This is a genomic window from Paractinoplanes toevensis, from assembly GCF_018332695.1.
Classification (GTDB): Bacteria; Actinomycetota; Actinomycetes; order Mycobacteriales; family Micromonosporaceae; genus Actinoplanes; species Actinoplanes toevensis.
Map to the genome: position 1 here is coordinate 40800 of NZ_BOQN01000092.1, position 13350 is coordinate 54149.

Genomic DNA, 13350 nt, shown 5'->3' on the forward strand with positions numbered 1-13350 from the left:
CCTCCACCGCCGGCCCGATCCGCTTGCCGGATCGTTGTCTACCCCCGGTGTCGCTCGTGCAATCAGGCCAGATGATACACAGCGCGGAAAACGCATCCGGGTGACCAAAACGTCCATCAGGTTGACGGTAAGTGGTCGGCCCATTTCGGGGCGTTGCTGAACGTTTTTAAGCAATTTATCGCAGTCAATTCCGAGAACGGGATGACAAAGGCGCGGTCCGACGCGGCCGGGGCGGCCAAAATATCCACGATTGTCAACTCCGGGTTTCCAGGTCTTGACAGGGATGTGTCTCGGACCCGACGCTGCACTGGGAGCGCTCCCATGTGCACGTACGTCAATGGAAGGTGCCGGATGAGAAGGCTAGCCATCGGGGCAAGCGTCGCCGCCCTGTTAGCCGGGGCGTTGGCGGTCGCCCTGGCCCAGCCCAACACGGCGTCCGCCGCCGCGGCTGACCCGTACAACTGGAAGAACGTCCGGATCGACGGAGGCGGCTTCGTCCCGGCCGTCGTCTTCAACCCGGGCGAGAAGAACCTGATCTACGCCCGCACCGACATCGGTGGCGCCTACCGATGGAACGAGACCGGCCAGAGCTGGACACCGCTGCTCGACTGGGTCGGCCAGAACAACTGGGGTTACAACGGCGTCCTGTCCATCGCGCCCGACCCGGTCGACACCAACCGGGTCTACGCCGCGGTCGGCATGTACACCAACGACTGGGATCCGAACAACGGCGCCATCCTGCGGTCCTCGGACAAGGGCAACACCTGGCAGATCACCACGCTGCCGTTCAAGAACGGCGGCAACATGCCCGGCCGCGGCATGGGGGAGCGCCTGGCCGTCGACCCGAACAACAACAAGAACGTGTACTTCGCCGCCGAGGGTGGCAACGGCCTGTACCGGAGCACCGACTACGGCGTCACGTTCAGCAAGGTCACCACCTTCCCGAACGCCGGCAACTACGTGCAGGACCCGGCCGACACCAACAACTACCTGAACCAGAACCAGGGCCTGACCTGGGTCACGTTCGGTGCCGCCAACCAGGTCTTCGTCGGGGTGGCCGACAAGGAGAACCCGGTCTACCGGTCGAACGACGGCGGCTCCACCTGGACCCGGATCGCCGGCCAGCCGACCGGCTATCTGGCGCACAAGGGCGTCGTCCAGGGCGACTATCTGTTCATCTCCACCAGCGACACCGGTGGGCCGTACGACGGAGCCGCCGGACAGGTCTGGAAATATCAGATCTCGACGGGCGGGTGGACCGACATCACCCCGACACCGGCCGCCGACGCCTACTACGGCTACAGCGGACTCACGGTTGATCAGCAAAAGCCCGGCACCCTCATGGTTGCCACCCAGATCTCCTGGTGGCCGGACGCGATCTTCTTCCGGAGCACCGACTACGGCGCCACCTGGACCCGCGCCTGGGACTGGACCAGCTATCCCAGCATGTCGAAGCGGTACACGATCGACATCTCGGCCAACCCGTGGCTGGACTTCAACACCAACCCGCAGCCGCCCGAGGCCACTCCGAAGCTCGGCTGGATGAACGAGACCCTCGCGATCGACCCGTTCAACTCCAGCCGGATGCTCTACGGCACCGGCGCCACGGTCTACAGCACCACGAACCTGACCAACTGGGACGCCGGCTCCACCATCACGATCAAGCCGCTGGCCAAGGGCATCGAGGAGACCGCGGTCCTCGACCTCGCCGCACCGCCGACCGGCGCACCGCTGGTCAGCGCACTCGGCGACATCGGCGGTTTCTACCACGCGTCGCTCGACGCGGTGCCGGCCAACTTCCACGACACCCCTGCGCTGGGCAGCAACACGTCCCTCGACTTCGCCGAACTCACGCCCACGGTGTTCGCGCGAGTCGGAAACGCTGATGCGGCCCCGCACATCGGGATCAGCTCCGACGGTGGCAAGAACTGGTACCAGGGTCAGGAACCGTCGGGGGTGACCGGCGGTGGCACCATCGCGGTCGGCGCCGACGCCGGGTACATGGTCTGGTCGCCGCAGGGAACCGGGGTCTACTACTCGACCACGCGCGGCAGCTCGTGGACCGCGTCCGCCGGCCTTCCGGCCGGCGCGATCGTGGAATCGGATCGGGTCAACCCCAAGACCTTCTACGCGTACGCCGCGGGGAAGTTCTACACCAGCAAAGACGGCGGAGCGACGTTCACGGCGTCGTCCGTCACGCTGCCCACCACCGGCCGGCTGCACCTGAAGGCCGTACCCGGAACCGAGGGTGAGGTCTGGGTCGCCGGCGAAAGTGGACTGTTCCGATCCACCGACTCCGGCAGCACCTTCACCAAGGTCACCTCGGTGACCTCCGGCATCAACGTCGCCTTCGGCAAGGCCGCCCCGGGCCAGAGCCACAAGGCGATCTTCCTGGTCGGCACGGTCGACGGCGTCACCGGCGTCTTCCGCTCCGACGACGCCGGCACCTCCTGGGTGCGGATCAACGACGACGCCCACCAGTACGGCAACGCCGGCGACGCGCTCGCCGGTGACCCGAACGTCTTCGGGCGCGTCTACCTGGGCACCAACGGCCGCGGGATCCTCTACGCCGACCGCACCACGACGGCCACCACCGCGCCGACGACGTCGCCGGCCACGCCGACCACGACGCCCACGGTGGTGCCGACCACCACCTCGCCGACGCCGGTCCCCACCACCGACTCGCCCCCGACCACCGGGCCGACCGGCACCACCCCGACCTGCACCGCCAGCTACAAGATCACCGGATCGTGGGGCGGCGGTATGCAGGGTGAGGTGACCGTCCAGAACACCCGCGCGGTCGCGACCAAGAGCTGGACGGTGACCTGGACGTTCACCGCCGGCCAGACCATCTCGCAGGTGTGGAACGGCACCGGCACGCAGACCGGCACTGACGTCCGGGTCGTCAATGCCAGTTACAACGGCGCGATCGTCGCGAACGGGTCCACCACGTTCGGCTTCCTGGCGAGCACCGCCGGCACCACCAACCCGGTCCCCTCAGCCATCGCTTGCTCGGCGACCAGCTGAGCCGCTCCCCAACCCCCACGAAAGGAATCCCCGTGCTCCCACGAGAGAGACGCCTGAGGCGCTTGCGCCGAGGGCTGGCAGTCGGCGGCACCGTCGTCCTCGGTGCCGGCGTCGCCCTGGCCGCGGGCGTCCCCGCCCATGCCGCGGCCGGCTGCACCATCGTCTACAAGGTGCAGAGCCAATGGTCCGGCGGCTTCACCGGCGACATCCAGATCACCAACGCCGGTGACCCGGTGAGCAGCTGGAAGCTCGAGTACGACTTCCCGGACGCCGGGCAGAAGGTGGCACAGGGCTGGAACGGCACGTACGCCCAGTCCGGCCAGCACGTCACGGTGACCAACACGAGCTGGAACGGCAGCATCGGCACGAACGCGACGGTGGGCACCGGCTTCAACGGCACCTTCGGCTCGGCCAACCCGGTGCCGACGGCGTTCAGCCTCAACGGCACCGCGTGCAACGGCGCGGCCGCCGCGCCGACCGTGGCGATCTCGTCGCCGGCCGCGAACACCCGTTACACCGCCCCGGCGAGCATCCCGATCGCGGCCACCGCGACCGCGGCCAGTGGGCAGACGATCAGCAAGGTCGAGTTCTACCACGACGGCCTGCTGCTCAACACCGACACGGCCGCGCCGTACGCGTACACCTGGGCCGGCGTGCCGACCCAGACCGCGGCCTACCACCTGCAGGCCATCTCGTACGACAGCGCCGGCACCAAGAGCAGCACCGCCGACGTGCCGGTCTTCGTCGACGCCAGCACCTCGCCGGCGATCGTCGCCGACGCCACCGGTGTGACCGTGGCTCCCGGCGCGAGCTCGACGTTCAAGCTGGCGCTCTCGTCGGCGCCGACCGCGAACGTGACGGTGGCGGTCGCCCGCAGCGCCGGGGCCACCACGGTCTCGGCCACGCCGGCGTCGCTGACCTTCACGCCGTCGAACTGGAGCACCGGCCAGACCGTCACGGTCGCGGCGACCGCCGCGGCCGCGAGCGGCACCAACGCCACGTTCTCGGCCACCGCGACCGGCTACACGGCCGCCACGGTGACGGCGAACGTGGTCACCGCGGGAGCGGTCGACGCCCGGTTCACCCAGATGTACAACGACATCAAGAACCCGTCGAACGGCTACTTCAGCCCCGAGGGTGTGCCGTACCACTCGATCGAGACACTGATCGACGAGGCGCCGGACCAGGGTCACGAGACCACGTCCGAGGCGTTCAGCTACTGGCTGTGGCTGGAAGCCGAGCACGGGTCGACGACCGAGGACTGGGCGCCGTTCAACGCGGCGTGGTCGACGATGGAGAAGTACATCATCCCGTCGCACGCCGACCAGCCCACCAACGCCAACTACAACGCGTCGAAGCCGGCCACCTACGCGGCCGAGTACCCGCTGCCGTCGCAGTACCCGTCGGCACTCGACGCCAGCGTGTCGGTCGGTTCCGACCCGCTCGCGTCCGAGCTGAAGAGCGCGTACGGCACCGACGACATCTACGGCATGCACTGGCTGCTGGACGTCGACAACGTCTACGGCTTCGGGCACTGCGGTGACAAGACCACCCGGGTCGCCTACATCAACACCTTCCAGCGCGGGGCGCAGGAGTCGACGTGGGAGACCGTCCCGCAGCCGTCCTGCGACACCTTCACCGCCGGTGGGCCGAACGGCTACCTGGACCTGTTCACCAAGGACTCCAGTTACGCCAAGCAGTGGAAGTACACCAACGCGCCGGACGCGGACTCGCGCGCGGTGCAGGCGGCGTACTGGGCGTACACCTGGGCCACCCAGCAGGGCAAGGCCTCGCAGATCTCCACCGCGGTGGCCAACGCCGCCAAGATGGGTGACTACCTGCGGTACTCGTTCTACGACAAGTACTTCAAGCAGCCCGGTTGCACCTCGACCAGCTGCCCGGCCGGCACCGGCAAGAACGCCTCCAACAACCTGATGTCCTGGTACTACGCCTGGGGCGGTGCCTACGACACCAGCGCCGGCTGGGCGTGGCGCATCGGTTCCAGCACCAGCCACTTCGGCTACCAGAACCCGATGGCCGCCTACATCATGTCCAACGTCAGCGCCTTCGCGCCGAAGTCGGCCACCGGCAAGACGGACTGGCAGAACAGCCTGAACCGGCAGCTCGAGTTCTACCAGTGGCTGCAGTCGTCCGAGGGTGCCATCGCCGGTGGTGCCACCAACAGCTGGAACGGCAACTACTCGGCGCCGCCGTCCGGCACGCCGACCTTCTACGGCCTGTCCTACGTCGAGGCGCCGGTCTACGCCGACCCGCCGTCCAACCAGTGGTTCGGCATGCAGACCTGGTCCCTGGAGCGGCTGGCCGAGTACTACTACACGACCGGTGACGCCAAGGCCAAGTCGGTGCTGGACAAGTGGGTCCCGTGGGCCCTGGCCAACTCGACCATCAGCGCCACCAGCTTCTCCATCCCGTCGGACATGTCCTGGTCCGGCAAGCCGAACACCTGGAACCCGTCCAGCCCGACCGCGAACACCGGTCTGCACGTGACGGTCACCAGCAAGGGTCAGGACCTCGGCGTGGCGGGTTCGTTCGCCAAGCTGCTGACCTACTACGCGGCCAAGTCCGGTGACACCGCGGCGAAGACGGCCGCGAAGAACCTGCTCGACGCGATCTGGACGAAGAAGGACGCGAAGGGCGTGTCGGTCACCGAGACCCGCGCCGACTACAACCGATTCGACGACGTCTACAACGCGTCGACCGGCCAGGGTCTCTACATCCCGCCGGGCTGGACCGGCAAGATGCCGAACGGCGACGTGATCGCCCCCGGCAAGTCCTTCCTGGACATCCGCTCCTTCTACAAGAACGACCCGGACTTCCCCAAGGTCCAGGCGTACCTCGACGGCGGTGCCGCACCCACGTTCAACTACCACCGCTTCTGGGCCCAGGTCGACGTGGCCACCGGTTACGCCGACTTCGCCCGCCTGTTCCCGAACGGCTGAGAGGAGGAACCATGCGGAGAAAGAAACTGCTGGCCTATCTGGCCGCCGCGGTGATGGCGGCCGGTCTGGGGGCGATCGCCCTGCCGGGCATCGCCGAAGCGCACGGCGCCATGATGGTGCCGGGCAGCCGGACGTGGCTCTGCTACAAGGACGGACGTAACCCGACCACGGGGGAGATCCAGCCGAAGAACGCGGCCTGCGCGGCCGCGGTCGCGCAGAGCGGCACCACCTCGCTGTACAACTGGTTCGCCGTGCTTCGTTCGGACGGGGCCGGGCGGGTGTCCGGCTTCCTGCCGGACGGCCAGCTGTGCAGCGGTGGCACCGGTGGACCGTACAATTTCACCGGTTTCAACCTGGCCCGCAACGACTGGCCGCAGACCCACCTGACGGCGGGTAAGTCGATCCAGATCTGGTACAACGACTGGGCCAAGCACCCCGGCACGTTCTCGCTCTACATCACCAAGGACGGGTACGACCCGACCAAGCCCCTGGCGTGGAGCGACCTCGAGCCGACGCCGTTCAACCAGTCCACCAACCCGCCGGCCAACGGCGGGCCGGGCAGCGACGACGGCTACTACTACTGGAACGCGACCCTGCCGTCCGGTAAGTCCGGCAAGCACCTGATCTACTCGGTGTGGTCCCGGTCGGACAGCACGGAGACGTTCTACGGCTGTTCGGACGTCGTCTTCGACGGCGGCAACGGTGAGGTGACCGGGGTCGGCGGCACCACGACGACGACGCCGCCCACCACCGCACCCACCACCGCACCGACGACGTCGGCACCGACGACGCCGCCCACCACGGCTCCGACGACCTCGCCCACCGATAACCCGGGCGAGACCGGCTGTGCCGCGATGTACAACATCACCGGGACGTGGAACGGAGGGTTCCAGGCCGAGGTGATGGTGCACGCGCTCAGTGCGCCGATTGGCAAGTGGACGGTGACCTGGACGTTCCCCGGGTCGCAGACGGTGACTCAGCTCTGGAGCGGGACGGCCAGCAGTAGCGGTTCGCTGGTGACCGTCAAGAACGCGAGCTGGAACGGCACGGTTGCCGCGAACAACTACACCACCTTCGGGTTCCTCGGGTCCGGGACCGCGCCACCGACGGTCAACAACCTGACCTGTAGTACCGCGTAACCCGAAAAAGAAACCGGGCGGCGGCGCATTACGCGCCGCCGCCCGGTGCCTCTCTCAGCGCGCCAGCAGGAACGTCTCCCGCAGGGTGTCGTACGCCGGTTTCGGCTGCAGCTGCTCGTCGAACGGCGTGGCCGAACCCTCCTCGGGGAAGACGCCCGGAACCCAGGAGTACTTGTCCGTGAAGCCCCACACCGTGTACGAGACACAGTTGCGGACCAGCAGGCACGCCCGCAGCAGCAGGCCGAAGCCCTCCGCCTGGGCCTGCACCTTGGTCGAGTCGGCCGGCAGGATCATCCGGATGTCGACCTCGGTGAACGCCGTCTTGACGCCGAGCGCGTCGAAGCGGCGCACGTTCTCCAGGACGTCACCGGGCAGGCCGTACTGAATGCCCAGGTGCCCCTGCATGCCGAAGCCGTGCACCGGCACACCCTGACGCCGCAGCGACTTGATCAGGTTGTAGTAGGCGTCGCTCTTCGGGCTGATCCAGTCGACGTTGTAGTCGTTGAGGAACAGCCACGCGCTCGGGTCGGCCTGGTGGGCCCAGCGGAACGCGTCGGCGATGTAACTCGGGCCGAGCGCCCGCAGCCAGATCGTGTCACGCAGGGTGCCGTCCTCGTTGAACACCTCGTTCGCCACGTCCCACGCCCAGATCCGGCCCTTGAAGTGCCCGACCTCGTCGAAGATGTGCTTGCGCAGCAGGGCTTTCAGCTGGGCCGGCGTGAAGTTGGCCTCGGTCAGCCAGGATGGGTTCTGGCTGTGCCAGACCAGGGTGTGCCCGCGGACGGCCTGGCCGTTCTTGCGGGCGAACCGGATCAGGTCGTCGGCCGGTCCCCAGTTGTAGGTGCCCTGGGTCGGTTCGACCGACTCCCACTTCATCACGTTCTCCGGCGTGACCGTGTCGAACTCGCGGGCGACCGCCGCCGCGTACGGCGCGTCGGCGGCGAGTGCCGCCATGTCCACGGCGGTGCCGATCTTGGTGCCGGTGCCGCGGGCCGCGGCGCGCAGTCCGGTGTCGCCGGCGGTGGCCGAGCCGGTCGGCAGCACGGTCACGCTCAACGCGGTCAGGGCGGCGAGAGCGGCCGCCCCGAGCGCTGTCCTCTTCGGAATCATCAAACTTCTCCTCCGGTGGTGGAACCGAAAGTTGCGGTAACTTGCGGAAAGCTTCGTGCCCGCAGGCGCCCACGTCAATGCCGGAATTCCATAGAAGATCAACTCGCACAAGGGTTGACGGCATAGATCGCCGCCTCTACGTTACGAATGTTCGGCTGACATGTTTCCGAAACTTCCGACCGTCCTCCCGGGGGTTCCACGTGTCCCGCTTTCTTTTTCGCTGCCTGGTCGCCGCCGTCACGGCGACCGGCACCCTGACCGCGATCTCGTCCCCGGCCCTCGCGCACGACCGGCCGACGCCGGCCATCGTCGACACCGCGAGAGGCCACGGCAACGTCTTCAGCCTCACCTTCGACGACGGCCCCAACCCGCCCGACACCCTCGATCTGCTGAAGGTGCTCCGCAAGCACCACGTCAAGGCGGTCTTCTGCCTGGTCGGTGATCAGGTTCGGCTGCATCCGGACGTCGTTCGCAAGATCGCGGCCGAGGGCCACACCCTGTGCAACCACTCCTTGCACCACGACGACCTGAGCCTGCTGACGCCCGAACAGATCCGGGCCGACCTGCAAACCACCAGCCGGCTCATCCACCAGGCCGTGCCGTGGGCACACATCGCGTACTTCCGGGCCCCCTACGGCGCCTGGGGCCAGTCCCCGCAGATCGCCGCCGACCTCGGCATGCAGCCGCTCGGCTGGCGCTTCGACATCGAGGACTGGGTTCCGCCCGGCACCGACGTGCTGGCCCAGCGGATCCGCGACCGGATCACCCCCGGCGCGGTCGCACTCATGCACGACGGCGGCGGCGACCGCAGCCAGACCGTCGCGGCCGTCGACCAGATCATTCCCGAACTGCGCGCCCAGGGCTGGCGTTTCACCCTGCCGCTGCGCCGCGGCTGACCACGGAGGTCGCCAATGTCCACCACCCGACGCGAACTCCTCGCGCTCACCGCCGGGGCCACCGCCGGCGCCGTCGCGGCCACCGGCTCCCCGGTCTGGGCCCACGGATCCGGCGCGGAAAGCTGGGTCGCCACCTGGGCGTCCGTGCCCACCACCATCCCCACCCGCGGCACCCCGACCGTCCTCGAACGGCAGACCGTGCGGCACGTCGTCCACTGCTCCACCGGCGGTGACGAGCTGCGTATCCGGCTCACCAACGAGTTCGGGGAGACGCCGCTGCGGATCGGGGCCGTCCACGTCGCCCTGCGGGACGGCACCGGTGCCAGCACCGCCACCGTCGCCGGAACCGACCGGCGGGCGACCTTCTCCGGTCACGGCAGCGCGCTCATCCCGGCCGGGGCGCCGCTGGTCAGCGACCCGGTCAGGCTTCGCCTGCCGGCCGGGGGAGACCTGGCGATCAGCATCTTCTTCCCGGAGCGTACGACGGTGACGACGCTCGCCGCCTTCGCATACCAGGACAACGTGATCGCGAACGGTGATGTCACCGCCGCCCGTACCGTCGTCGCCACCGCGACCCTGCAGCAGGACCTGTTCCTCTCCGGGGTTGCCGTGCGTCAGCGCGGCGGCGCCGCGATCGTGACGCTCGGCGACTCGATCACCAACGGCGCCAACACCGTCGCCAACCTCAACCACCGCTGGCCCGACCTGCTCGCCGCGCGGTTGCGGGCCGCCCGGCAGGACCTCGGGATCGCCAACCTGGGCGTCTCCGGCAACCGCCTGCTGCACGACCCGAACCCGCCGGCCGGCAGCGACGCCGAGACGTTCGCCAACTTCTTCGGGGTCAGCGGCCTCAAGCGGTTCGACCGCGACGTGCTCGCCCAGCCGGGCCGGCGACACCTGATCGTCCTGCTCGGGGTGAACGACCTCGGCCACCCGGGCACCGTCGCGCCGCCGTCCGAGGTGGTCAGCGCGGATGACCTGATCGCCGGGCATCGACAGCTGATCGCCCGGGCGCACGAGGGCGGGCTCTCGGCGTACGGCGGGACGATCCTGCCCTTCAAGGACGACACGCTGGGCTTCTACACGGTCGAGAACGAGCGCAAGCGCCAGCAGCTCAACCGGTGGATCCGCACGAGCGGCGAATACGACGGGGTGATCGACTTCGACCGGGCGATGGGTGACCCGGCCGACCCGATCCGGCTCAACCCGGCCTACGACTCGGGCGACCACCTGCACCCGAACGACACCGGCATGGCCGCGATGGCCGCCGCCGTACCGCTGAGGTTCTTCCGATGAGCGCCCCGCGAGCCCGCCGGCGGACCGTGCTGGCCGCCGCCATGGGTGTGCCGGTGGCCGCCGCCCTGCCGTCGGTGGCCCTCGCCGGCTCACCCGGCGGCTATGTCAGCTCCCGCGGCGGGCCGGGCCGCTTCGCCCTGGCCGGCGCCCCGGTCGTGGTGTCCGAAGCCGACTTCCCCGGCGTGCTGCGCGTTGCCGAGGACCTGCGGAGCGATCTGGGCAAAGTCTTCGGCACCGACGTCTCGGACGAGAATCCGCCGATCATCATCGGCACCATCGGCCGCAGCCCGCTGATCGACCAGATCATCGCGCGGGGCAAGCTCGATGTCACCGGCATCCGCGGCAAATGGGAGACGACGGTCGAGCAGATCGTCGACCACCCGCTGCCCGGCATCCGGCGAGCCTTCGTCATCGCCGGCAGCGACCAGCGCGGCACCATCTACGGTGCCTACGACCTGTCCCGCACGATCGGCGTCTCACCCTGGTACTTCTGGGACGACGTGCCGGTCGCCCGCCGGGACAACCTCTACGTGCTGCCCGGGCGGCACACCCAGGGCACCCCGGCGGTGAAGTACCGCGGCTTCTTCATCAACGACGAGAACCCGGCCACCGGCACCTGGGCCCCCTCCTATTTCGGCCCGGGCAAAGCGCCCGGCTATCCCGGCGGGCTCAACGCCGACTACTTCGCCAAGGTCTTTGAGACCATGCTGCGGCTCAAGGCCAACTACCTGTGGCCGGCCGTGTGGGGGCGGGCGTTCGCCGAGGACGACCCGCAGAACCACGCGACCGCCACCCGCTACGGCGTCGTCATGGGCACCTCGCACGAGGCGCCGATGATGCGCGGCATTGAGGAGTGGAACCGGCACCCCACCGGCACCGGCGAGTGGAGTTTCCGCCGCAACCCCGACGCCATCAAGGCGTACTGGCGGTTCGGTGCCGAGCGGATGCGCGATGAGAACATCGAGGGTGTCATCACGCTCGGCATGCGCGGCAACGGTGACGTGTCGCTGCCGGACGGCGACGGCATCGACCTGATGAGCTCCATCATCGACAACCAGCGGGCGATCCTGCAGGACACCGGGCTGATCGGCCGCCCCCAGGTGCAGACCCTCTACAAGGAGGTGCAGCGCTACTGGGATCAGGGCTACCGGCCGCCGGACGACGTGACCGTCGTGTTCTGCGACGACAACTGGGGCAACCTGCGCAAGTTGCCCGACCCCTCGCTGCCGGCCCGCAGCGGTGGCTACGGCATGTACTACCACTTCGACTACGTCGGCGACGGCCGCAACTACAAGTGGGCCGACACCGTCAATCTCACGAACACCTGGGAACAGCTTCATCTCGCGTACACCAGCGGGGTTGATCGTCTTTGGGTGGTGAATGTCGGCGACCTGAAGAACGAGGAGTTGCCTCTGCAGTTCTTCCTCGACTACGCCTGGAATCCGTCGGCCTGGCCGGTGAGCAGGCTGGGGGAGTGGACCCGGGGCTTCGCCGCCGAGAACTTCGGCGCGTCGCTCGCGCCGGCGATCGCCGAGGTGCTCGAGGAGTACGGGCGACTGCAGTCCCGCCGTAAGCCGGAACTGCTCAACCGCCGGATCACGGTGGACCCGTCGAAAGACATCGCCACCGATTCCTCCGCGGTCGTCTACGACGATCAGGCCACCCCGTTCAGCCTCACCGATTACGACGAGATCGATCGCGTCACCGAGGAATGGCTGGCGCTCGCCCGGCGGGCCTCTCATCTACGGCGCAAGATCCCGGCGGCCTGGCAGGACGCGTTCTACCAGCTGGTCTATTACCAGGTGAAGGACACGGCGATCATCTACGACCTGCGCCGGGCCGAGTTCACCAACATCCGGTACGCGGCGGAAGGGCGAGCCGCCACCAACGCGCTCGCCTCCCGGGCCGAGGAGTTGTTCGCCGAGGACCAGGCAATGACCGACTACTACAACAACACCCTGGCCGGCGGGAAATGGCACGGCTGGCAACTGCAACCCAAGATCGGGTACGGGAACGTGGCCCGGTACGGCCCGAACGCGCCGTGGCAGCAGCCGGAACTCAACAACGTGGCACTGCCCGACGAGATCTACCCCTACCTCCAGCGGATCACCGTTCCCGCCGCGCCGGCCATGGGCGTGGCGTCCTCCCTGCCCGTGCTCAGCCCGTGGCAGAGCCTGCCCGCGCAACACATCGAGGTCTACAACAAGGGCACGACCCCGTTCCGCTACACGATCAGCAGCGGGGCACCCTGGCTGCGCGTGACCCCGTCCTCCGGGACCGTGCGTGACCAGGTGCGACCGGTCGTCACCGTGGATTGGAAGCGGGCACCCTTCGGCGTCACATCGGTGCCGGTCACGATCACCGGGGCCGGGAGCACGACCGTCGTGCCGGTGTCCGTCTCCCGGCCCGCGCTGAAACCGGCCGGGTTCCTCGAGGCCAACGGATACGTCGCGATCGAGGCCGACCACTACCGCCGCCGGACCGGGAACTGGCTGCTCCTGCCCGGCATCGGCAAGACCGGCAACGGCCTCGTCTCGCTCGACGGCACCGGCCGGCTCGACTACACCGTCACCCTGACCAGCAGCGGCCCGGTCACGGTCACCGCCTACCTGTCGCCGCGCAACAACACCCGCCCCACCGACGGCCTCAAATACGCCGTCTCGGTCGACGACGCCACCCCGCAGGTGGTCAACGTGACCAAGGCGACCGGCGCCAACGACACCACGATGAACCGGCAGTGGGCCCGCAACACCTCCGACAACATCAACCGCACCAGCACGACCCACACCGTCTCCGGCCCCGGGAAACACACCCTGACCTTCTGGGCCGTCGACCCGACCGTGATCGTCCAGCGGCTCGTCATCGACACCGGCGGCGTCAAGTACAGCTACCTCGGACCGCCCGCGAGCCGGAAGGCCTGAC

The 13350-nt window shown here is 68.5% G+C and carries 7 protein-coding genes; 6 read left to right on the forward strand and 1 reads right to left on the reverse strand.

Annotated features, from left to right (window positions below; translation table 11 throughout):
- The first annotated feature begins 351 nt into the window (after positions 1–351).
- The 3 genes from Ato02nite_RS35530 (at position 352) to Ato02nite_RS35540 (ending at position 7126) form a co-directional block, all read left to right on the forward strand.
- On the forward strand, positions 352–3027 hold the full coding sequence (locus tag Ato02nite_RS35530; RefSeq protein WP_213011068.1) for a cellulose binding domain-containing protein: 2676 nt from the start codon (positions 352–354) through the stop codon (positions 3025–3027).
- Between the two features lie 62 nt (positions 3028–3089).
- A complete protein-coding gene (locus Ato02nite_RS35535; protein ID WP_246607866.1) occupies positions 3090–5987 on the forward strand; it encodes a glycoside hydrolase family 48 protein in 2898 nt (965 codons plus the stop codon).
- An 11-nt stretch (positions 5988–5998) separates the two neighbouring features.
- On the forward strand, positions 5999–7126 hold the full coding sequence (locus Ato02nite_RS35540; protein ID WP_213011069.1) for a lytic polysaccharide monooxygenase: 1128 nt from the start codon (positions 5999–6001) through the stop codon (positions 7124–7126).
- Positions 7127–7180: 54 nt separating this feature from the next.
- Here the strand turns inward: Ato02nite_RS35540 and Ato02nite_RS35545 are convergent, their stop codons facing one another.
- Positions 7181–8236, reverse strand: a complete 1056-nt coding sequence (locus Ato02nite_RS35545; RefSeq protein ID WP_213011070.1) for an endo-1,4-beta-xylanase — start codon at positions 8234–8236, stop codon at positions 7181–7183.
- A gap of 200 nt (positions 8237–8436) precedes the next feature.
- Here Ato02nite_RS35545 and Ato02nite_RS35550 point away from each other — a divergent pair, with 200 nt between their 5' ends.
- The 3 genes from Ato02nite_RS35550 to Ato02nite_RS35560 are packed head-to-tail and all read left to right on the forward strand — an operon-like array spanning position 8437 to position 13349.
- On the forward strand, positions 8437–9132 hold the full coding sequence (locus Ato02nite_RS35550; protein WP_246607868.1) for a polysaccharide deacetylase family protein: 696 nt from the start codon (positions 8437–8439) through the stop codon (positions 9130–9132).
- A gap of 15 nt (positions 9133–9147) precedes the next feature.
- Positions 9148–10428: an SGNH/GDSL hydrolase family protein gene (locus Ato02nite_RS35555; protein WP_213011072.1), complete on the forward strand. Its 1281-nt coding sequence runs from the start codon at positions 9148–9150 to the stop codon at positions 10426–10428.
- Positions 10425–13349 (forward strand): glycosyl hydrolase 115 family protein, encoded by a 2925-nt coding sequence (locus Ato02nite_RS35560; protein WP_246607870.1) that lies wholly within the window; start codon positions 10425–10427, stop codon positions 13347–13349. The genes Ato02nite_RS35555 and Ato02nite_RS35560 overlap by 4 nt, the downstream gene beginning before the upstream one ends.
- Position 13350: the final 1 nt, after the last annotated feature.

Excerpts from the sequence above, each read along its gene's own strand:
- Ato02nite_RS35540 (WP_213011069.1), top strand. The coding sequence starts at position 5,999 with ATGCGGAGAAAGAAACTGCTGGCCTATCTGGCCGCCGCGGTGATGGCG.
- Ato02nite_RS35560 (WP_246607870.1), top strand. The coding sequence starts at position 10,425 with ATGAGCGCCCCGCGAGCCCGCCGGCGGACCGTGCTGGCCGCCGCCATG.
- Ato02nite_RS35530 (WP_213011068.1), top strand. The coding sequence starts at position 352 with ATGAGAAGGCTAGCCATCGGGGCAAGCGTCGCCGCCCTGTTAGCCGGG.
- Ato02nite_RS35545 (WP_213011070.1), bottom strand. The coding sequence starts at position 8,236 with ATGATTCCGAAGAGGACAGCGCTCGGGGCGGCCGCTCTCGCCGCCCTG.
- Ato02nite_RS35555 (WP_213011072.1), top strand. The coding sequence starts at position 9,148 with ATGTCCACCACCCGACGCGAACTCCTCGCGCTCACCGCCGGGGCCACC.